At 65.1% G+C, this 20,967-nt stretch carries 18 protein-coding genes; 10 read left to right on the forward strand and 8 right to left on the reverse strand.

Annotated elements, in window-relative coordinates; all coding sequences use genetic code 11:
* Positions 1 to 314: 314 nt before the first annotated feature.
* The 5 genes from ACTJJK_RS08315 to sucC form a co-directional block, all read right to left on the reverse strand.
* Positions 315 to 1,952, reverse strand: coding sequence for an NAD+ synthase (locus ACTJJK_RS08315; protein WP_031371630.1), 1,638 nt, complete (start codon positions 1,950 to 1,952; stop codon positions 315 to 317).
* 23 nt (positions 1,953 to 1,975) lie between these two features.
* Positions 1,976 to 2,272, reverse strand: coding sequence for a type II toxin-antitoxin system RelE/ParE family toxin (locus ACTJJK_RS08320; RefSeq protein ID WP_223619745.1), 297 nt, complete (start codon positions 2,270 to 2,272; stop codon positions 1,976 to 1,978).
* A complete protein-coding gene (locus tag ACTJJK_RS08325) occupies positions 2,269 to 2,559 on the reverse strand; it encodes a type II toxin -antitoxin system TacA 1-like antitoxin (protein ID WP_440729968.1) in 291 nt (96 codons plus the stop codon). The genes ACTJJK_RS08320 and ACTJJK_RS08325 overlap by 4 nt, the downstream gene beginning before the upstream one ends.
* A 134-nt stretch (positions 2,560 to 2,693) precedes the next feature.
* A complete protein-coding gene (sucD, locus tag ACTJJK_RS08330; RefSeq protein WP_031371627.1) occupies positions 2,694 to 3,569 on the reverse strand; it encodes a succinate--CoA ligase subunit alpha in 876 nt (291 codons plus the stop codon).
* A gap of 12 nt (positions 3,570 to 3,581) precedes the next feature.
* Positions 3,582 to 4,748 (reverse strand): ADP-forming succinate--CoA ligase subunit beta, encoded by a 1,167-nt coding sequence (sucC, locus tag ACTJJK_RS08335; RefSeq protein ID WP_223619744.1) that lies wholly within the window; start codon positions 4,746 to 4,748, stop codon positions 3,582 to 3,584.
* Positions 4,749 to 4,999: 251 nt separating this feature from the next.
* Between sucC and ACTJJK_RS08340 the strand changes: the two genes are divergently transcribed.
* The 9 genes from ACTJJK_RS08340 (at position 5,000) to ACTJJK_RS08380 (ending at position 16,268) form a co-directional block, all read left to right on the forward strand.
* Positions 5,000 to 6,625 carry a sensor histidine kinase gene (locus ACTJJK_RS08340; RefSeq protein WP_031371625.1) on the forward strand — a complete coding sequence of 542 codons (1,626 nt, stop codon included), beginning with the start codon at positions 5,000 to 5,002 and terminating at the stop codon, positions 6,623 to 6,625.
* A 99-nt stretch (positions 6,626 to 6,724) separates the two neighbouring features.
* Positions 6,725 to 8,131: a sigma-54-dependent transcriptional regulator gene (locus ACTJJK_RS08345; protein WP_031371624.1), complete on the forward strand. Its 1,407-nt coding sequence runs from the start codon at positions 6,725 to 6,727 to the stop codon at positions 8,129 to 8,131.
* 695 nt (positions 8,132 to 8,826) lie between these two features.
* Positions 8,827 to 9,246: a pilin gene (locus tag ACTJJK_RS08350; RefSeq protein ID WP_031371623.1), complete on the forward strand. Its 420-nt coding sequence runs from the start codon at positions 8,827 to 8,829 to the stop codon at positions 9,244 to 9,246.
* A 270-nt stretch (positions 9,247 to 9,516) separates the two neighbouring features.
* Positions 9,517 to 10,032 carry a pilin gene (locus ACTJJK_RS08355; RefSeq protein WP_440729969.1) on the forward strand — a complete coding sequence of 172 codons (516 nt, stop codon included), beginning with the start codon at positions 9,517 to 9,519 and terminating at the stop codon, positions 10,030 to 10,032.
* A gap of 121 nt (positions 10,033 to 10,153) precedes the next feature.
* Positions 10,154 to 12,046 carry a hypothetical protein gene (locus tag ACTJJK_RS08360; RefSeq protein ID WP_152566173.1) on the forward strand — a complete coding sequence of 631 codons (1,893 nt, stop codon included), beginning with the start codon at positions 10,154 to 10,156 and terminating at the stop codon, positions 12,044 to 12,046.
* Positions 12,047 to 12,289: 243 nt separating this feature from the next.
* On the forward strand, positions 12,290 to 13,462 hold the full coding sequence (locus ACTJJK_RS08365; RefSeq protein ID WP_031371620.1) for a DegT/DnrJ/EryC1/StrS family aminotransferase: 1,173 nt from the start codon (positions 12,290 to 12,292) through the stop codon (positions 13,460 to 13,462).
* Between the two features lie 115 nt (positions 13,463 to 13,577).
* Positions 13,578 to 14,471: a lysylphosphatidylglycerol synthase domain-containing protein gene (locus ACTJJK_RS08370; protein ID WP_031371619.1), complete on the forward strand. Its 894-nt coding sequence runs from the start codon at positions 13,578 to 13,580 to the stop codon at positions 14,469 to 14,471.
* Positions 14,458 to 15,207: a class I SAM-dependent methyltransferase gene (locus tag ACTJJK_RS08375; protein ID WP_051884763.1), complete on the forward strand. Its 750-nt coding sequence runs from the start codon at positions 14,458 to 14,460 to the stop codon at positions 15,205 to 15,207. Before ACTJJK_RS08370 ends, ACTJJK_RS08375 begins: the two co-directional genes overlap by 14 nt.
* Complete coding sequence (locus tag ACTJJK_RS08380) at positions 15,204 to 16,268, forward strand: NAD(P)-binding domain-containing protein (RefSeq protein WP_440729970.1); 1,065 nt, start codon at positions 15,204 to 15,206, stop codon at positions 16,266 to 16,268. Before ACTJJK_RS08375 ends, ACTJJK_RS08380 begins: the two co-directional genes overlap by 4 nt.
* On the opposite strand, the gene ACTJJK_RS08385 is transcribed toward ACTJJK_RS08380, so the two are convergent.
* From ACTJJK_RS08385 to ACTJJK_RS08395, 3 genes are read right to left on the reverse strand one after another with little or no spacing between them, the layout of a single operon-like run.
* Positions 16,239 to 17,099 carry a GNAT family N-acetyltransferase gene (locus ACTJJK_RS08385; RefSeq protein WP_081930758.1) on the reverse strand — a complete coding sequence of 287 codons (861 nt, stop codon included), beginning with the start codon at positions 17,097 to 17,099 and terminating at the stop codon, positions 16,239 to 16,241. The genes ACTJJK_RS08380 and ACTJJK_RS08385 overlap by 30 nt on opposite strands.
* Positions 17,092 to 18,216 (reverse strand): glycosyltransferase, encoded by a 1,125-nt coding sequence (locus ACTJJK_RS08390; RefSeq protein ID WP_031371615.1) that lies wholly within the window; start codon positions 18,214 to 18,216, stop codon positions 17,092 to 17,094. Before ACTJJK_RS08390 ends, ACTJJK_RS08385 begins: the two co-directional genes overlap by 8 nt.
* A gap of 25 nt (positions 18,217 to 18,241) precedes the next feature.
* A complete protein-coding gene (locus ACTJJK_RS08395; RefSeq protein WP_031371614.1) occupies positions 18,242 to 19,102 on the reverse strand; it encodes a glycosyltransferase family 2 protein in 861 nt (286 codons plus the stop codon).
* 135 nt (positions 19,103 to 19,237) lie between these two features.
* Here ACTJJK_RS08395 and pilB point away from each other — a divergent pair, with 135 nt between their 5' ends.
* Entirely contained in the window at positions 19,238 to 20,965 is a 1,728-nt protein-coding gene (gene pilB, locus ACTJJK_RS08400; RefSeq protein WP_031371613.1) for a type IV-A pilus assembly ATPase PilB, read from the forward strand.
* Positions 20,966 to 20,967 lie beyond the last annotated feature (2 nt).

Consider the following 20,967-nt stretch of genomic DNA (forward strand, 5'->3'; position numbering starts at 1 on the left):
TTTTGTGGGTTGGATACTGCCGCCTGCGCGTCGCCGCTGCCCCTGTAGGAGCGGCGTGAGCCGCGACCGCGCTAACGCGGCAACGACGCAAGCGCGGTTTCGCGCGGCGGAGGACCGGGCTTCGGGGGCGTGGTATCGATCGCTTCCCGGGCGCCGCCGCTGCCCCTGTAGGAGCGGCGCGAGCCGCGACCGCGCTACCGCAGCAACGACGCAAACCCGGTTTCGCGCGGGGGAACCGGGCTTCGGGTCGGAGCGTGGTATCGATTGCTTCGGTTGGTCGCGGCTCACGCCGCTCCTACTAGAACGCTACGCGCTCAACCGACGTAGCCATTGGTGATCGGATAACGACGCTCGCGGCCGAACGCCCGCCGCGAGACCTTCGGACCCGGCGCAGCCTGGTGCCGCTTCCATTCGCTGATGCGCACCAGGCGCAGCACCTTGTCGACCGTCGCCGGGTCGAAGCCGACCGCGACGATCTCGTCGCGCGACTGCTCCTGGTCGACATGACGCAGCAGGATCGCGTCGAGCACGTCATAAGGCGGCAAGGAATCCTGGTCCTTCTGGTTCTCGCGCAACTCGGCCGAGGGCGGACGATCGATCACCGCCCACGGAATCACCGGCGCGCCGGCGATCGCGTTGCGCCAGCGCGCCAGCGCGAACACCTCGGTCTTGTACAAGTCCTTGATCGGCGCGTAACCGCCGCACATGTCGCCATAGATGGTGGCGTAGCCGACCGCGTACTCGCTCTTGTTGCCGGTGGTCAGCAGCAGGCCGCCGAACTTGTTGCTCATCGCCATCAACAGCGCGCCGCGGGTGCGCGATTGCAGGTTTTCCTCGGTGACGTCGACCGCCTTGTCGGCGAACACCTCGGCCAGGGTGTCCAGATAGCCCTGGAACGGCTTTTCGATCGGCAGCGCCAACAGGCGTACGCCCTGGCTCGCGCATTGTTCGGCGGCCAGGTCGTTGGACAGATCGGCGGTGTAGCGCGAGGGCATGCGCACCGCGACTACGTTCTCGGCGCCGAGCGCATCCACCGCGACCGCCATCACCAGCGAGGAATCGATGCCGCCCGACAGCCCCAGCCAGACCTTGTCGAAGCCGTTCTTACGGCAGTAGTCGCGGGTGCCGCGCACCACCGCACGCCAGGCCAGCGAGTCGCGGCCCTCGTCCTGCTCGGCCGGCCAAGCCACCGGCACGAAGCTGCGGTCTTCGTCGCGATAGTCGGCGAGCAGCCAGTGGTCCTCGAACGCGGTCGCGGCCGGATGCACATGGCCGTTGCCGTCGGCGAGCACCGAGGCGCCATCGAACACCAGGGCGTCCTGGCCGCCGACGACGTTGAGATAGGCCAGCGCGACGCCGGTTTCCTTGGCCCGCACCTCCAGCAATGCATCGCGCTGGGCGTGCTTGTCGCGCTCGAACGGCGAGGCGTTCGGCACCAGCACCAGACTGGCGCCGGCGGCCGCGGTCGCGGCGAGCGGCTCGGCGAACCACAGGTCTTCGCAGATCACCAGGCCGACCGCGACGCCCTCGACCTCGAACACGCAGGCCTCGCCGTCGGGATCGACGTCGAAGTAGCGGCGCTCGTCGAACACCGCGTAATTCGGCAGCTCGCGCTTGCGATACGTGGTTTCAATGCGCCCGTCGCGCAGCACGCTGGCGGCGTTGTAGACCACCGCGCCGGCGGCCTGCGGCCAGCCGACGACGGCGACGATGCCGCGCGCGGCCTGGGCGATCCGCTCCAGCGCACCCTCGCATTCGGCGAGGAAACTCGGCCGCAGCAGCAGGTCTTCCGGCGGATAGCCGCTGACCGCGAGCTCGGGAAACAGCACCACGTCGGCGCCGTGCCGGTCGCGGGCCTCGACGATCATCGCCGCGATGCGTTCGGCGTTCTTTTCGACCGCACCGACCGGGAAGTCGAACTGGGCCAGGGCGATGCGCAGGGTCTTGGACATGCGGCGATTCTCGTAACGACCAGTCAGTCGTGGGTGTAGCCAGCCTCGCGCTGGGCGCGAATGGCGATGATTAAAACGGTATCGAACTCGCCGAGGTAGCGATACAGAGCGACGTATCCCTGCGCGTCGCGTCCGATGACCAGTTCGCGCAGATCCTGCTCGAGCACACGCCCGATCAGAGGATTGTCGGCCAATACGTCGATGGCGTGCAGGATGCCCTCGATGCGCGGTTCGCGCTGGGCGACCTCGTGCCGGTCCAGATGATCGAGAATCCGAGCGAAGTCCTCCGCCGAGCCTGGCGAGAGGACGATTCGGGTCACGATTCGCGCCCGAAGGTCTTCTTGGCCGGCGTTACCGGACTTTCGCCGCGTGCGCGGCGCGAGAGGTAGTCGCGCATGTCGTCCCAGGCGATCACCTGCCCGTCCGCAACGAAGCTCTGCCAACGACGCTCGGCCTCGCCGATGAAGTCGCGCCGACGCTCGGCTTCGTCGACCTTCTCCTCGAGCGCTCCGAGGATGAAGCCATGCGGCGTGGTGCCGCTGCGCTCGGCGGCGCGGGCGATGCGCGCCTTGAGTTCTTCGGTCAAGCGGATGGTGGTGGTGGACATGGGCGTCTACGCCGGACGGGAGGTGGCGAAGACCAATGTAGCACATGAGTGCTACATACAAAAAAGCCGCCCTAAGGCGGCTTTTTTGCGTTCCGACCGGCGAGACGAACTCGTCTGCCGGCCTGCCTGGCCGCTTACTTGGCCAGACGCTTGGCGATCGCCGCGCCGAGGTCGCCCGGCGACTTCACCGTGGTGACGCCAGCCTTTTCCATCGCCGCGAACTTGCCTTCGGCCGTGCCCGAACCGCCCGAGGCGATCGCACCGGCGTGGCCCATGCGCTTGCCCTTCGGCGCCGAAGCGCCGGCGATGAAGCCGACCACCGGCTTGGTCACGTACTGGGCGATGAACTCGGCCGCTTCTTCCTCGGCCGAACCGCCGATCTCGCCGACCATGATGATGCCTTCGGTCTGCGGGTCGTCCTGGAACCACTTCAGCGCGTCGATGAAGTTGGTGCCGTTGATCGGGTCGCCGCCGATGCCGATGCAGGTCGACTGGCCCAGGCCCACGTCGGTGGTCTGCTTGACCGCTTCATAGGTCAGCGTGCCCGAACGCGAGACGATGCCGATCTTGCCCGGCTTGTGGATGTGGCCCGGCATGATGCCGATCTTGCACTCACCCGGGGTGATGACGCCGGGGCAGTTCGGACCGACCAGGACCACGTCGTCGAAACCGTTGAGCGTGTTCTTGACGCGCAGCATGTCGAGCACCGGAATGCCTTCGGTGATGCACACGATGACCTTGATGCCGGCGGCGGCCGCTTCCAGGATCGCGTCGGCCGCGAACGGCGGCGGCACGTAGATGACCGAGGCGTCGGCGCCGGTTTCATTGACCGCGTCGCGCACGGTGTTGAAAACCGGCAGGCCGAGGTGCTGAGTGCCGCCCTTGCCCGGGGTCACGCCACCGACGACCTTGGTGCCGTACTCGAGCATCTGTTCGGCGTGGAAGGTGCCCTGCGAGCCGGTGAAGCCCTGCACGATCACTTTCGTGTTCTTGTTGATCAAAACGGACATGTCATTAGCCCCTTACTTGCCAGCGACGGCGGCAACCGCCTTCTTCGCGCCATCGTTGATGTTGTCGGCCGGGGTAATGGCCAGACCCGAATTCTTCAGCAGTTCCTTGCCGGCTTCCACGTTGGTGCCTTCAAGGCGCACGATCACCGGCACCTTGACGTCGACTTCCTTGACCGCGGCAATGATGCCCTCGGCGATCATGTCGCAGCGGACGATGCCGCCGAAGATGTTGACGAAGATCGCCTCGACCTTGTCCGAGCTGAGAATCAGCTTGAACGCCTCGGTCACGCGCTCCTTGGTGGCGCCGCCGCCGACGTCGAGGAAGTTGGCCGGCGAGCCGCCTTCCAACTGGATCACGTCCATGGTCGCCATCGCCAGACCGGCGCCGTTGACCATGCAACCGATGTTGCCGTCCATGGTGACGTAGTTGAGATCGTGCTGGCTGGCCAGCACCTCGGTCTCGTCTTCCTGACGGATATCGCGCATCGCGGCGAGATCCTTGTGGCGGAAGGTCGCGTTGTCGTCGCTGTTGACCTTGCCGTCGAGCACGGCCAGGTTGCCGTTGGTAAGAATCGCCAGCGGGTTGAGTTCGACCAGCGCCAGGTCCTTCTCGTTGAACAGCTTGTACAGGCCCAGCATGATCGTGGTCAGCTGGCCGGCCTGCTTGGCGGTGAGGCCGAGGTCGAAGGCGAGCTCACGGCACTGGTAGGCCTGCAGGCCCTGCACGTAGTTGACGTGCACGGTCTTGATCGCGTCCGGGGTTTCCTCCGCGACCTTCTCGATGTCCACGCCGCCTTCGGCCGAAGCGATGAAGGTGACCGACTGGGTCGAGCGGTCGACCAAGATCGACAGGTACAGTTCCTTGTCGATGTCGGTGCCTTCGGAGATCAGCACCGAATCGATCGGCAAAGCGACGCCGGCCGACTGGTAGGTCTCCATCTTGGTGCCGAGCATGGCCTGGGCGTACTGCTTCACTTCGTCGAAGTTCTTCGCCAGCTTGACGCCGCCGGCCTTGCCGCGGCCGCCTGCGTGGATCTGGGCCTTGACCACCCACAGGTCGCCGGGAATGGCCTTGGCGGCCGCAACGGCCTCATCGGGAGTGCGCGCAACGCGCCCGGCCGGCACTGCGATGCCGTAGTCGGCAAACAGCTGCTTTGCCTGATATTCGTGAAAATTCATGCGTCACCGAGGGGAGTGAAAGACGTCCCGCAGGTGCATGCGGCCGGAAGCCGGAGCACGCGCGAGGGGGCCGCATTGTCGCCGATCGGGGCGGGCCGAAGCAAAACCCGCCATTCCGGCCGCCCAGGCCGGCCTGAGCGTCCCCCACCCCCTTCCCGCCCGGTTCGGCCCCAGCCGCGCAATCGGCGCAGGCCGAGACAAGCCAGTCGCCCTATACTGATCGACACTCCGCCCGCGCAGGGAAAACCCGCTTGCCGTCAGGTCTCGCCCCCGTCAGTCCGGCCGATGCCGACCTCGCGCTGCGCCGCGAACTCTATTTCTTCACCCTGTACCGCCTGCTCGAAGCCGCCTTGCTAGTGTTCTTCCTGTTCGGCCCGGTCGCGGACCTGATCGGAGCGCCGCGCCACGACCTGTTCGCTCGCTCGCTGGCCCTGGCCTATCTGTTCATCGCCAGCCTGCTGTTCCTGTTCAGCCGTCGCGGCGAGCTGCGCAGCCAGGTCTTCGCCGGCATCGCCAGCGACCTGTTTTTCGGCATCCTTGCGATCCACGCCCTGCCGCGCGCCGGCACCGGCATCGCCCTGATGCTGATGTTCAACGTCGGCGCCGCGGCCCTGTTGCTGCGCGCCCGCTACGGCATCGGCGCCGCGGTCGTGGCCTGCATCGGCCTGATCGGCGAATGGATCTGGAACGAGATCGGCGGCGAAAGCCTCGGCCGGACCGTCGCCGAGCCGATCATGTTCGCCCTGGGCTACCTCTCGATCGCCCTGCTGACCAACGCTCTCGGCCGGCAGATGCGCGAAACCCAGGACCTGGCCGAGCGCCGCGGCGCCGAGGCCGCCAACTACGCCGAGATCAACGAACTCATCATCCGCCGCATGCGCACCGGCGTGCTGCTGGTCGACGGCGAAGGCCGTCTGCGCCTGGCCAACGAGGCGGCCATGTTGCTGCTCGGCGACTCCGGCGAATACGACGGCCAGCGCCACGGCCATCGCGTGCTGGCGATCGCCTCGCCGGAACTGGCGCGCCGCCTGAGCCGCTGGCGCACCGAAGGCCGGCCCGACGAAAGCCCGCTGCAGCTGGCCCCGGACCTGCCCGAAGTGGTGCCGCGCTTCACCCGCCTGCTCGCCGGCAGCGACCAGACCCTGATCTTCCTCGACGACACCTCGCTGGTGTCGCGCCATGCCGAGTCGATCACCCTCGCCGCGCTCGGCCGCTTCTCGGCCAGCCTCGCCCACGAGATCCGCAACCCGCTCGCCGCGATCAACTACGCAGTGCAATTGCTGGAGGAGTCGCACGACATCGCCATCTCCGACCGCCGCCTGCTCGAGATCGTGCGCCAGCAGGGTTCGCGCATGAACGGCATCGTCGAGAACGTCCTCGGCATGGCGCGACGCGAGCCGGCCAAGCCCGAGCATGTCGAGCTGATGGGGTTCGTGCGCCAGTTCGTCGACGAATACCGCACCAGCCACCCGATCGAACAGGACACGCTGCGCGCGACCGGTCCGCGCAGCCAGGTCGAAGCCCTGGTCGACCCGAGGCAGTTGCACCAGGCCCTGACCGTGCTGGTGCACAACGCCCTGACCTACGGCCGCATTCCCGGCCAGCCGGCGCGGGTCACCGTGCACGTGTATTTCGATGAAGTCGGCCTGCCGGCGATCGACGTGCTCGACCGCGGCCCCGGCATTCCCGAGTCGGTCGCCGAACGCCTGTTCCGCCCGTTCTTCACCACCTCCAGCCACGGCACCGGCCTCGGCCTGTACATCGCACGCGAGCTTTGCCGGGCGAACCAGGCCTCGCTCGACTTCGTGCCGGTGCCCGGCGGCGGCGGCTGTTTCCGCATCCGGCTCGCCGGAGCGAGCGCGTTGTCCCTGGTCTGAGCCATACTTGCGTGAGCGGATTCCCGGTCTGGGATTCCCGATCATGTGCGTCTTGGCCGCGACGGCCTCGTTAAGCTATCGTGGGCGGTGGAGGGCGCAATGGCAGAAACTCGTAGTGCATTGGTGGTCGATGACGAGCGCGATATTCGCGAGCTCCTCGTCATGACCTTGGGCCGCATGGGCCTGCGTTGCGATACCGCATCGGGCCTCGGCGAGGCGCGCAGCCAACTGCTGCGCAATCGTTACGACCTGTGCCTGACCGACATGCGCCTGCCCGACGGCTCGGGCATGGACCTGATCGCCGAGATCAGCCAGAAATACCCCAACACCCCGGTCGCGATGATCACCGCCTTCGGCAACGTCGAAGCCGCGGTCGACGCGCTCAAGGCCGGCGCCTTCGATTTCGTCGCAAAGCCGGTCGACCTGGCGGTGTTGCGCGATCTCGTGCGCCACGCCCTCGAACTCAACGACACCCGCCGCAGCGCCAGCGAAGCGGTCGGTTCGCGCCTGTACGGCGAATCGCCGGCGATGATCAAACTGCGCCAGACCATCGGCAAGGTCGCCCGCAGCCAGGCCCCGGTGTATATCGCCGGCGAGTCCGGCGTCGGCAAGGAACTGGTCGCGCGCACCATCCATTCCGAAGGCGGCCGCGCCGACGGCCCGTTCGTTCCGGTCAACTGCGGCGCGATTCCCGCCGAGCTGATGGAGAGCGAATTCTTCGGCCACAAGAAGGGCAGCTTCACCGGCGCCCACGTCGACAAACCCGGCCTGTTCCAGGCCGCCGACGGCGGCACCTTGTTCCTGGACGAAGTCGCCGAGCTGCCGCTGCCGATGCAGGTCAAGCTGCTGCGCGCGATCCAGGAAAAATCCATTCGTCCGGTCGGCGCCCAGGCCGAGCTCGTCGTCGACGTGCGCATCCTGTCGGCGACCCATAAGGACCTGGCCGCGCTCGTCGCCGAAGGCCGCTTCCGCCAAGACTTGTACTACCGCATCAACGTGATCGAGCTGCGCGTGCCGCCGTTGCGCGAACGCCTCGACGACCTGCCCGGCCTGGCCGCGAAGATCCTGCACCGGCTCGCCGGTAGCCAGGGCCGTCCGGTGCCGCGCCTCGGCGAGGACGCCCAGGAAGCGCTGCGCGCCTACGGCTTCCCTGGCAACGTGCGCGAGCTCGAGAACATTCTTGAGCGCGCGCTCGCCCTGGCCGAAGGCGAAGTCCTCAACGCCAGCGACCTGCGCCTGCCGCGCCTGGCCACCCAGGCCCCTCTGAGCGAACTGCAGAACGCAGGCGCAGCGCCGCAGCAAGCGGCCGGCGCCGTCGACCCGCGCACCCTCAACCCGCGCGACACCGCGACCAGCGCCCTGCCCTCTTATATAGAAGAGATCGAGCGCGCCGCGATCCAGCAGGCCCTGCAGGAAAACCGCTACAACAAGACCCGCACCGCAGCCGCCCTCGGCATCACCTTCCGCGCGCTGCGCTACAAGCTCAAGAAACTCGGGATCGACTGATCCGCGAACGCTCGGCCGAACGACGTTTCCGTTCTGTCGAGCCTGCCGCACCATCGACAGCACCGTCGCGAACGCAACGCGGCCGGCGCACCTGCCGCGTCGTCGGCTATCGATGGCCCGCAACAGATTCCTCGGTTATCGGGCACGCGGCTTTCGGCGCGCCCCAGCGACGCGACTCGCCTCCTCGTCGAAACGAAACCTCATCGCCGCTCGCGCAGACGCAGCCGAAGCGCCTCGCCCATCCATGCCGCGCCACGCATGTACGCACCGGACATCTACATGCACACGGCGACCGCTACCGCTCGCTGCTGGACGCGGCCGCCGCCCCGAACCAGGCCGTTGCGGGCACCGCGAAACGCACCGCCGATTCGCTTTTCCTGCTCATCTGCCGTGGCTCCGGCACCGGCCAAGCCTTGCGTGACGAGCGCCTCAGTTCCGGCCGATCAATGTGCAACATGACGCATTAGGTCACCACCACAGACCTCCGACTGACCTTTTGCGTCACCCCAACCGCCGCCTCGAACTCGCTTTACGTGACCTGACTATCACTTTCGATCCCCCGGTTCATAACTACGGAGGTTGGCATGGGATGTGCGTATTCCTTTATGCACGTGCGGCACGCACGGCTGCCGAAGGACCGAGCAATCGAGCCTGCAGGCACGTGAAGCAACTCAATCACTCCTAGGGGAAATACCATGAAGAAGCAGCAAGGCTTTACCCTCATCGAACTGATGATCGTCATCGCCATCCTCGGCATCCTGATCGCCATCGCTCTGCCGGCGTACCAGGACTACACCGTCCGCACCAAGAACGCCGAGTGCATCAACGTTGCCGCCGCCGCCAAGCTGGCCGTGTCGGAAACCGCGCAGGACCGTGGCAACCTCGCTGCGATCACGAGCCAGGCCATCACCGGCTACAGCTTCGTTGCTTCGAGCTACTGCGCCAGCGTGACCATCGCTTCGGGCGGCACCATCACCGCGACCACCCAGGCCACCGGCGCCACCACGCTCGCCAAGTTCGAGCTGGTTCCGACCCTGGACGCCGGCCGCGTTGAGTGGGATTGCAACGAAACCGGCGGTGCCAAGAAGTCGCAGCTGCCGGCCGAGTGCCGCTAATAGTCGACCGATTGTCATAGCTTCGAGCGAGGGCCCCGGTTTACCGGGGCCCTTTCTTTTTGGGCTTCAGCCGGCGGACAGCGGCTCTGCCCGCATGCGCCCGCTGCATCCGAGTGGGCAAATTTCTGCGGTATCAGCCGATCGCGCCTAGCTAAAAACCAATTGCCGAGCGGCGTTTGAGCGGGGCGCTTCGTACTTTTGCTCGAACAATTGCACGCGACAACGATAAATCGAGTTGTCTATCACATTTTACGGTGCCGATTACGAAACTTGGCACAGCCTGTGCTTGTACTTGATCAGGTGGCAAAACGTCTCGCCGAAGGCGACGACAGCCAGCCCACGCGAACAGCAAATATCCAGGGGGGATACGCTATGAAGCGGCAAAAAGGCTTTACCTTGATCGAGCTGATGATCGTCGTTGCGATCCTAGGGATCCTGATCGCAATCGCACTCCCCGGTTACCTCGACTACGTCAGCCGGACCAAGAACGCAGAATGCCTCAATGTCGCCGCAGCGGCCAAGCTGTCCGTCTCCGAGACGGCACAGGACCGGGGAGCGCTGAATCAAGTCACTGCAACCAATACCGGCTACAGTTTCGCGGCTTCGAGCTACTGCGCCAGCGTGGCGATCGGCGCGAACGGCGTGGTGACCGCGACGACGTCGCCGAACTCGGGGGTCCCGATAACTTTTACCCTGCGCCCGACCTTGGCGGCCGGCCGCGTGGAATGGGATTGCAGCGTCCCCAGCGGCACCGACTTGACCCGAGTGCCCGCCGAGTGTCGTTGAGAACGATCGCAACCCTGCGCGCGCTCTAAATCGCGCGCTCGGTCACTGCGCGCGCGAGCAGTACTCGGCAGAACCCTGGCCGGCCCGTATAGTCAGCGCCAATCTTTCTGCGGAACGGACTATGCCCGCTCGTATCGTGCTGTTGGTTGCGATGGCTCTGACCTGCTTGATTTACTGGCCGGGTCTTTCGGGCCCGTTCCTGTTCGACGACCTGCCGAATCTCAATCCGGTCCAGAGTTGGCTGACTGGCGAGCTGAGCTGGCAATCGGTGGTGTTCGGCAACCAGTCCGGCATGCTTGGACGACCGTTGTCGATGGCGAGCTTTCTGCTCAGCGCCGAACTGAGCGGTCACAGCCCCTACGCCTACAAGCTGGGCAACCTCGTCATCCACCTGGCCTGCGGATTCCTCGGCTGGCAGGTCATCCGACGGCTTCTCGCCCAGGATCAGCGGCTGTCCACGAATTCCGATCTGTTCGCGAGCATCGTCGTCGCCCTGTGGCTGCTGCATCCGATCAACGTCAGCACCGTGCTCTACTCGGTGCAACGCATGGCGCAGCTGAGCACTCTGTTCGTGTTGGCATCGTTGTGGGCTTACCTCGCCGCCCGCCGCCAACTGATCGACGGCAAGACCCGCAGAGCCTTGCTCGGCCTGTTTTTACTGTTTCCCTTGCTGGTCTTCGCCGGCTTGATGAGCAAGGAGAACGCGGCCGTAGCGCCTGCGCTATGCCTGGTGATCGAACTGGCGTATTTCGTCTCGCGGCCCAAGCCCGATCGGGCCGTCCAAGCCTTCTTCGGGCTGCTCCTGTTGCTTCCGGGACTGGCCGTCGTCGGCCTGTTGATCGCAACGCCCGATCGCCTGCTGAGCGGTTATGCCGAGCGAGACTTCACCCTGGTCGAACGGCTGCTGTCGCAGTCGCGAGTGCTGATGGACTACATCGGGACGGTACTCGTCCCCCGCACACCGTTGCTCGGCCTGTATACCGACGATTTCCAGCCCTCCACCGGCTTGCTCTCCCCACCGACGACTCTGTTCTCTCTGCTCGCTTTGCTGGCGATCAGCGCGGGCTCCATCGCGCTGCGCAAGCGCGCGCCCAGCGTATTTGCCGGCTGGTTCTTCTTCCTCGTGGCCCACGGCGTTGAATCCAGCATTCTTGCCCTGGAACTTTACTTCGAACATCGCAACTACCTCCCCGCGTTCGGCCTGATCCTGGCCGTCGTGGGCCTGGCTTCATTGGTCCCTAAAGACCTGCCCACGAATGTCTTCACTCCCCGCCAATTGGGTCTGGTCATCGCCGCTGGATTTGCCCTGTCGTTCGCCTTTGCGACCGGCGGACGCGCGCATGTCTGGCAAGCCGAGGATCTGATCCTGGAACAGGGCCTCAAGCATCATCCGGACTCGATGCGCGCCCAACTGGTCCGCGCCACGATCGCCCTGAGAAAAGGCGAGACCCAAGCCTCCTACGATGCCTTCGCCGATCTGCTCGCCAGCAAGAACCCGCGCAACCGGGTCATTGGCAGGATCAGCTGGGTGACGCTGGACTGCATGCGGGGCATCGATGTTCCCCCCACGGATCTGCAGCGCGCTCTGATCGAGGCTCGCCCCAAGCTCAGCATGGCCGAGGTTCCGGCCCTGCGCTTGCTCGCCCGCGTCGTCAAGGAACAAGGCTGCGGCAGGCTGACCGACTCGGCGATCGCCGACGGCATTTCGGTCATGCTCGAAAAAGCAAAGACTCAGCCGGACTACTCGCGCTCCAAATGGCTGACCCGGTTCCTGGCTGCGGAAATGTTCCTGCATGCCGGCCGTACGGCAGAAGCCCAGCGGCAGGCGGAACTCGCCTGGAAGGCGAGCGGCGACCTGCCGACCGGCGCCCTGCTCGCGAATATCTATGCGGTCCGAAAGATGCGCCCGGAAGCCGAGCGGTTGCTGGCGGTATTGGATCAACGCATGGGCCCCTACGACACGCAAGGACGCGCGGAACTCGCGAAGACGAAAGCCCTGCTGGGTCAGCAATGAAGTCGAAACGGGCTAACGACGAAATCGCGGCGGCGGTCAGACCGATGCCCCGCCATGCTTCTTGCGCCGCCGTCGACGGAGTCTGCGTCTGATGCAGGCCGGACGGCTGTAACAGGTCGCGAACGCGAGAAGGAGCATCTCGATCCGCGAGACGAGAGCTCAGCCCGGCCGGCCAGATGCTGCCGGCGCCTGCTCTCGAACAAGCCCCAATAGAGCGTCACCCACTCAGGACACCGATCCGCCATGAATTCGACCGAAACCAAGCCCCCCTTTCTGGTTTTTGCCGCTCCGGACATCCAGGAACCCGAGATTGCGGAGGTGGAGGCCTGCCTACGTTCGGGTTGGCTGGGAACCGGTCCGAGGGTCGCTCGTTTCGAGTCCGATTTCGCCCGCTATAAGGGCATCGAGCCGCAGCTGGTCGCAGGCGTGAACTCCTGCACCGCCGCGATGCACGTCAGCATGGTCGCAGCGGGCCTGGAGCCGGGCAGTGAAGTCATCACCACACCGCTGACTTTCTGTGCGACCGTCAACTCGATCATCCATGCCGGCCTGGCGCCGGTCCTCGCCGATGTCGATCCGGTCACCCAGAACATCGATCCGGATGCGATCGAAGCGGCGATCACGCCGCGCACGCGAGCCATTCTGCCGGTGCATTTCGCCGGGCGCCCTTGCAACATGGATCGCATCATGGCGATTGCGAACAAACACAACCTGATGGTGATCGAAGACTGCGCGCATTCCATCGAAAGCGAATACCGCGGCCAGAGGACAGGTACGTTCGGCGACTTCGGCTGCTTCAGCTTCTACGTCACCAAGAACGTCGTAACCGGCGAAGGCGGCCTCATCGTCGGCCGCAATGCCGAATTGATCGCCCGCGCGCGAATGCTGGCCCTGCACGGAATGAGCCAGGACGCCTGGCACCGTTTCAGCGACAAGGGTTACAAACACTATCAAGTCGTCGAGTGCGGCTTCAAATACAACATGATGGATCTGCAAGCCTCGATCGGACTGCACCAACTCGCACGGGTGGAACAGAGCTGGCAGCGGAGACAGGAGTTGTGGGCGGGCTACGGCCACGCGCTTGCGGAGCTGCCGCTGGGCTTGCCTGCCGATCCGGAAAGCCATACCCGGCATGCGTTCCACCTCTACACGGTGATGATCGATCCTGCCCGCGCAGGGATCGAACGCGACACCTTCCTGAATCGCATGAATGCCCACGGCGTTGGTACCGGGGTGCATTATCTGTCCGTTGCCGAGCACCCTTACTATCGCGAGCGTTTCGGTTGGGACCCAGACCAGTGGCCGAATGCCAGAAGGATCGGACAGCAGACCGTGAGCCTGCCGCTTTCGCCCAAGCTCAGCGACTCGGACCTGGAGCGGGTGGTCGATGCGGCGACCCGCGCGCTGACGAGCTGACAAACGAGTCGCGATTGCCTGCTTTATGACCACCCCGCCCCTTAGCACCGACGAGCCCGTAGGCGCAGCGACGACGACGCGCCCGGGTCGCCCCTCGGGCCCGGTCCGCAAGGCCTTGACCTGGCTGCTCGTGCTGGGAGCGCTGGCCTTCCTGGCTCACGCGCTCGAACCGGAAGTCTCGGTGGTCGGCAAGTCCATGGCCGCGATCGGTTGGCAGCAGGTGCTGCTGGCCGTGCTGGTCGCCGTCCCGATGTATGCGATCAAGGGTTGCTACCACCTCGGCCTGCTCGACCGCGTCGCCGGGGAGCGCAGTTCCCGCCGGACCGGGTTGCCGATCTATCTGCAGGCCCAGATCGTGCGCTACCTGCCCGGCAAAGTCTGGGGTATTGTCTACCAAAGCCAGCGCATGTCGGGCACCCATCGCGCGAGCGAGGTGGTGATCGCCAATTTATGGCAAATGGCCACGACCAATGCGCTCGCCGCGGGACTGGTCGTCGCGCTGATGCTCGCTTTTCGCTACTCCCATGCCTGGCTGTTGCTGCTCGTTCCGGTGATCGCTTCGGTGGAATGGATGCATCGTCATCCGGCCATCGAGTCCTGGATGCTGAAACAGCTGTCCCGCTTTCTGCCTCGCCTGGCGCCGCTGACGAGCAGCCGGCCGTTGCCGCCGATGCCCTGGAAAGGCACCGCGCTGCTCTGTTCGGAATGGATTTTCTATTTCGCGTCGTTTGCGATCATGCTGCATGGCCTGGCGGACTGGCCCGAGCGGCTGCTGCTCGGAACCTGGTACGGCGGCGCCTCGATCCTCGCCTTGGCCGCTTTCGTTGTTCCCGCCGGCATCGCCGTGCGCGAGGCGATTTTCGTCGCGGCGCCCGGATTGACCGGGGCGGATGCGGCGACCCTGGCCGTCACCGCGACCCTGGCCAGGCTGGTGTTTCTCGGTGCGGAAATCGCGGCCGCCGCACTGTCCAGCGCGTGGATGCTCGGAGCCCGACGTGAGCCAGGCTGATCGAGAGCAGCGCGCCTACTGGAACTCGTTGGCCTCAATCGATCCCGATGCGGCGATCATCGATCCCCTGGACAGCCGCGGCCACAAGAACAAATATCTGGCGGCCATCCGCAACAGCGCATTTCTAGCCGCATTGAAACGCCGCGGCATCGAATCGGGTTGTCTGCTCGACCTCGGCTGCGGAACCGGCAGTTCCACCCGGCCCTTGCTCGATGCCGGCTACACCATGCTCGGTGTCGATATCGCCGCGGACCTGTTGCGGCATGCCCGGGCACGATGTGGCGATCAGAACTGCCTTTTCGTAGCCATCGACGGCAAACAACTGCCGCTGGCCCCGGGCACGGTCGATGGGGTCATGGTCTATGTGGTCCTGAGCTACCTCGTCGACGACGATCAGGCCAGGGCCTTGCTCGTATCCGTTCGAAACGCGATGAAGCCGGGCGGATCGCTGATCATGATAGAGCAGGCGCGTACGCGCCGATGCGTCACCGAGAAGGGGCTGAAAGTACAACGGACCCGAGAGGAGTGGCAGGCACTGCTGCGCTCGGCCGGGTTTAGCGCGGAGCGATCCTCCGTGCTTCGGCACGGGCGTTTTCCGAGCACTCCGCTGATCGCCATGGGTCTGGTCCCTCGCGCGCTATGGCCGATGCTGCGCGCTGCAGAGGCCGGCATCGCGGCGGTCACCGGCGTCTGGCCGTGGGATTACGCAGAGGTGCTGTTCGAGGCTCGGGCATGATCGCGATCATAGGCGGCGGACCGGCCGGCATCGCGCTTGCGACAGCGCTCGACCGGCTGGGCCTGAACTACGAATTGTTCGAGGCTCGCGAGTTGGGGGCGACCTGGCGGGCCGCGCCGCCCGACCTGCGCGTCCTCAGTCCGTGGTGGACGAACGTGCTGTCGTTCGGCGACGTGCTGCGTGGGAATCCGTTTCGCAAGCCGCATGCGGGCGAATACCTGGATCACCTGTTGCGCATCGCAAAGCGGCTACGCGGAACAATCCATGAGAACAACGAAGTCCTCGGGATCGAAGAGGACGGCAACGGCAACTGGAACGTCCGCACGGCACACGGCATCTCGCCGGGTTATTCGTCGGTCGCGATGGCAACCGGCTATTTCTTTTCGCCGTCGTGGCCGTCCCCGCCCCTGATCGAAGACGGTTCCGTTCGCATTCTCCACGCCTCGGAGATCAGCGACTACGCCCAACTGGAGCAATTGCGTTCGGGCGACCGGCCGGTGGTGGTGGTCGGCAGGCGGGTCACCGCGGGGCAACTGATGCTGGAGCTGCATGATCGCGGCATTCCTTGCGCGTTGAGCTTGCGCTCGCCGATCGAATTCCGACGTCACGGCTTCATAGCCAGCATTCGCGAAACCGTCTATTTCTTCTGGGAAGAGCTGCAGGCTCGATTGAGGCCCGGAATCAAACGCCCCTCCTACCCGGTTATGGACGGAGGACGCAATCGGGGGTTGGTCGAAAGCGGAAAGGTCGAGGTGTGGCCCACGCTCAAGCGAATCGAGAACGGCGAAATCGTCCTCGACGATGGCCGACGGGCGCACGCCGCTGCGGTGATCATGGCGACCGGGTATCGCGCGCTACTCGATCTATTGCCCCGCCCCGTCACTCGCAACGGATTCGACGTGCCACTCAACAGCCGATTCGAAGTGCAGAGCCTGCCCGGCGTGTATCTGCTGGGCTTCGACAATCTCTACGACCATCGCAGCCGCTATCTACGGGGAATCCGCTTCGACGCGGCGCGGCTGGCGAAGGTGCTAGCCGCCCGTCGAACCCCGGCGGATTGAGCCCAGCTTGTTCGACAAGCGCAATGCCGCGGCGAAAGCCCGCGCACGCAGGGGATTCAGCGCGAGATCGCTGACCAACAGCGGGGCGTCGCTGCCGCCCCATGCGCGCTTGTAGGCCCCAAGACTACCTTGGCCGGCCGGCGATGGCAGGAAATCGAAACTGCTCATCCCGGCATCGCGCGCGCAGCGCAACATCGTCAGGAACAATTGATCGGAGGGATAGTGCCCGCGGGCTTCCGGCAGATGCGCGCCATGCATGTAGCACGCTCGCTTGCCGCGAAATCCGGTGCAGACGAAGCCGGATATCGTCCCGTCCAACACCGCCACCAGCGCGGCATGCGGCGCAATGGACTCGAAGTAGGCTTCGGTGTAGCGCGCCGCGCCGCTATGGCGATGCAGCGTCGAAAGATACAAACGATGCAGATGGACGCCGTCGCCCCGGCGCCCTGCCCGGATCTCGAGCTCCGACCTGACCAGACGATTCGCTGCCCGACGCGCTTTCTCCCAACTGCGCTCGTTCCATTCGCCCAGAGCCGGGATGACGATGCTGCCGAGATCATGTCGGGCGAAAACCCGCGCATCTTCGCACACACGCTCCGCCTGGACCCGTATCAAGTCCGCGCGCAAACCGCGGGCGGCATCGACTCTTGCGGCCAAGGCCTCTGCGCCGATGTCCTGTGCGCCGATCAGGAAGTCCGGATAGGCGACCCGGAAAGGGCCGGCGCGAAAACACGCGACCGAGCCGCCTTGCTGTCCGGGCAGCCGGCGTATCTGCGCACCGAGCCCGTCGCGAAGCGCATCCATCCAATGATCCGAGTCCAGGTCAATCATGGCTGGCGATCCGCTGGGCGATCCTCTCTAGCGAGAAGCGTTCGTTCATGCTGCCCAGGGCGCCATCGTCGTGACCGGAATGAAGGCAGGCGCGAATCGCATCGGCAAAGGCATCGGCATCGACGCTTAGTGCCAGCCATCCGGTTCCTTCCCTGATCAGACTCGGCAAATCGCCGACCGGCATCGAAACCACGGGAAGCGCGAACTTCATCGCATCGGAGAACACCACCGGAATGCTTTCGATGCGCGAGGGCAAAAGCAGGCGATCCGCCTCGCCGAACGCTCGCGAAGCTTGTTCGCGATCGAGATATCCGCTGAGACGGACCGGCCGGCCGGCGGCCCGCAGCGCCGCGACGCCCTCAGTGACCTCGTCCTTCAGCGGCCCACCACCGGCGAGGTGAACTTCGTCGATGCGCGCCCAATCTTCGTCGCCGAGGAGCGCCAAGGCGGCGATCAAGAGGTCGACCCCCTTGTTCGGATGCCAGCGGCCGAGAAACAGCAAACGATACGGCGCGGCCCTCGACACCGGACGCAACCGCACCGCAGTCAATTTCCGCGTACTAGGAAGAAAGTCGAACCGGCGCCCCGTAACCCGTTCGGCATCCTGCCCCAAGCGCATACCGTCGGCGTAAGCCTGGGCTGCATCACGCGATACGCCTCGCAAGAACCCTCGAATCAGGGGGATGCGACCGAGCGACCAGATGTCGCTGCCTAAGGCCCACACACTGTACGGGATCCCGCTCTTGCGCTTTAACGCACGCGCGGCCCATCCCGAGGGCAACACCCAGAATGCGAGCGCATGCCGAATACGCGCGTCGCCGTTCGCGGCCAACACCGTTCGCCGCAGCGAGCGCAAGGTCCGCACGATTGCCAGCCAATTACGCGGATCGCCCGGCGACAACAACGACAGGGGCTTATCGGGAGCTTCGAACGACCATACCTCGACGGCCCCATGCATGCCGACCTCTTCCGAGCGCCCGGGCGCTACGACTCTGACCGGCATCAGGCCGGCGAGCTCTTGCGCAAGATCGGATACGAAGGCACCGGCCGCCTCGCTTCCGTCGCCTGCGCGCGCATAGGAAGTGGTGATCAACAGGGCGACATCGGCGCCGCTCATGATTCGCTGACAGCTCGCCGACGGCTCATGGCCTGTCGGCGCGGGTATAGGTAAGCGAGGTAATCTGCTCCGACACCAGACCGATCAGGAAGACGATCACCGACGCACTGAGCATCAAAGCGCTCATGTTGGTAAATCTCCCCTGGGTAGCGAAGGTCCAGGCGTAATGCCCCAGCCCGAGCATGGCAAAGCTCACTGCGGCGGGCGCGAACAACTTAAGCGGCGAATACAGCGTGGCGATCTTGAAAATGATGAGCAAGAAGCGGACGCCGTCGCGCAAGGGGCGGATATGACTTTGGGTGCCGACCCGGCGCGCAACCTCGATCGGCACGTAGGTGACCGGATAGGCGCTGCGGAAAAATGCCATCGTGCTCGTGGTCGGGTAGCTGAAACCGTTAGGCAGCAGATGCAGGAATTCGCGGAACTTGGCCGCGCGCACGGCCCGGAAACCCGAGGTCAGGTCCTGGATCTTGTGCCCGGTCATCCAACTGGCCAGGCGGTTGTACAGGGCATTCGCGGCGCCGCGGCCGACGCTGGCCTGACCGCCGGAATTGCGCGCGCCCACGGCCATGTCATAGCCCGCCTCGAGCCGCTCCAGCAGTAGCCGGATATGGGCCGGGTCGTGCTGGCCGTCGGCATCCATGAACACGATGACCTCGCCGCTGGCGGCTCTGGCGCCACGCTTGATCGCGGCGCCGTTGCCCATCGAATAGGGCGAAGACAATACTTGGGCACCCAGGCCCGTCGCGACCGCGGCGGTGTCGTCGGTCGAACCATCGTCGACTACGATGATTTCGGCGCCGGGCAGGGCCTGGCGCAGGGCTGGCAGGGTGCGGCGAAGCCCTTCCGACTCGTTTTTGGCCGGCAAAACTACAGATACGTGCATGTTCTCTCCCCGAAGGCGCAGGATAGCCTGTCCGCACTGGAGCTAGAACCGTCCGACTCCAGAAAAGCGACAGCGGTCAGCTCGCCAAGGTCTGAGATTGAGGTAAAGTCAGGGTGGGGAAAACTGAGGGCTGAAATGTCCAGCGTCGCGACCGCCAACTTGGTGGGTATCACCGGCATTGCCCGGCGTTTGGTCTTGGATGGAGCTTTGGACGAGGTCAAGGCACGCGAAGCCATGGCCGCGGCCAGCGCCGAGCGCAAACCGCTGGCCACCTACCTGGCCGAGCATCGGCTTGCCACCTCCGCTCAATTGGCCGCCGCCAACTCGATCGAGTTCGGCGTGCCGCTGTTCGATCCCAGCACCCTGGACCCGAGTCAATCGGCAGTGCGGGCGATCAGTGAGGAGCTGATTCGCAAACACAGCGCACTGCCGCTGTTCAAGCGCGGCAACAAATTGTTCATCGGCCTGGCCGACCCGACCAATACCGCCGCCCTGGACGAGATCAAGTTCCAGACCAATGCCGCGGTTGAAGCGATCCTGGTCGATGAGGAGCTGATCCGACGGACCCTGGACCGTTGGCTCGAGAACTCCGACGCCCTCGCCAACGCGGTCGGCGACAGCGATGGGCTCGACACTCTGGAGATCGGCAAGGACGACGATCTCAGCACGACCAGCGACACCGGCATCGACGCCAAGGGCGACGACACCCCGGTCGTCAAGTTCATCAACAAGGTCCTGGTCGATGCGATCCGCCGCGGCGCTTCGGACATCCACTTCGAGCCCTACGAGACCGACTACCGGGTGCGCCTGCGCATCGACGGCCTGCTCAAGCAGGTCGCCAAGGTCCCGAACAAGCTGCACTCGCGCATCGCCGCGCGCCTGAAGGTCATGGCGCAGCTCGACATCGCCGAGAAGCGCGTGCCGCAAGATGGACGCATCAAGCTCAATCTGTCCAAGACCAAGCAGATCGACTTCCGTATGAGCACCTTGCCGACGCTGTTCGGCGAGAAGATCGTGCTGCGTATCCTCGACGGCAGCGCCGCCCGCCTCGGCATCGAGAAGCTCGGCTACGAGGATTACCAGAAAGAATTGTTCATCAATGCCGTGGTCAAGCCCTACGGCATGGTGCTCGTGACCGGCCCGACCGGCTCGGGCAAGACAGTCTCGTTGTACACCGCGCTGAACATTCTCAACGACGAGCAACGCAACATCTCCACGGTCGAAGACCCGGTCGAAATCCGCGTGCCCGGCATCAACCAGGTGCAGATGAACGTCAAACGCGGCATGACCTTCGCCGCCGCGCTGCGCAGCTTCTTGCGCCAGGATCCGGACGTGATCATGGTGGGCGAAATCCGCGACCTGGAGACCGCCGAGATCGCGATCAAGGCCGCCCAGACCGGCCACATGGTGCTGTCGACCCTGCACACCAACGACGCACCGCAGACCATCGCCCGCCTCATGAATATGGGCGTCGCGCCCTATAACATCACCTCGTCGGTGACCCTGGTCATCGCCCAGCGCCTCGCCCGCCGTCTGCATGACTGCAAGCGCGAGGTGCATCTGCCGGAACACGCCCTGCTCGCCGAAGGCTTCAGTGCGGAAGAGATCGCGTCCGGATTCAAGCTGTACGAGCCGGCGGGATGCCCGGACTGCACCGAAGGCTACAAGGGACGTACCGGCATCTACCAGGTCATGCCCATGACCGACGAAATCCAGGCCATCGTGCTGGAGGGCGGCAACGCGATGCAGATCGCGGCCGCCGCCATCAAGTCCGGCGTGAACGACTTGCGCCGCTCCGCACTGATCAAGGTGATGAACGGCGTCACCGGCCTGGCCGAAATCAACCGCGTAACCAAGGACTAAAT

The sequence above is a fragment of the Lysobacter sp. 22409 genome (assembly GCF_052045105.1).
GTDB lineage: Bacteria > Pseudomonadota > Gammaproteobacteria > Xanthomonadales > Xanthomonadaceae > Lysobacter > Lysobacter antibioticus_B.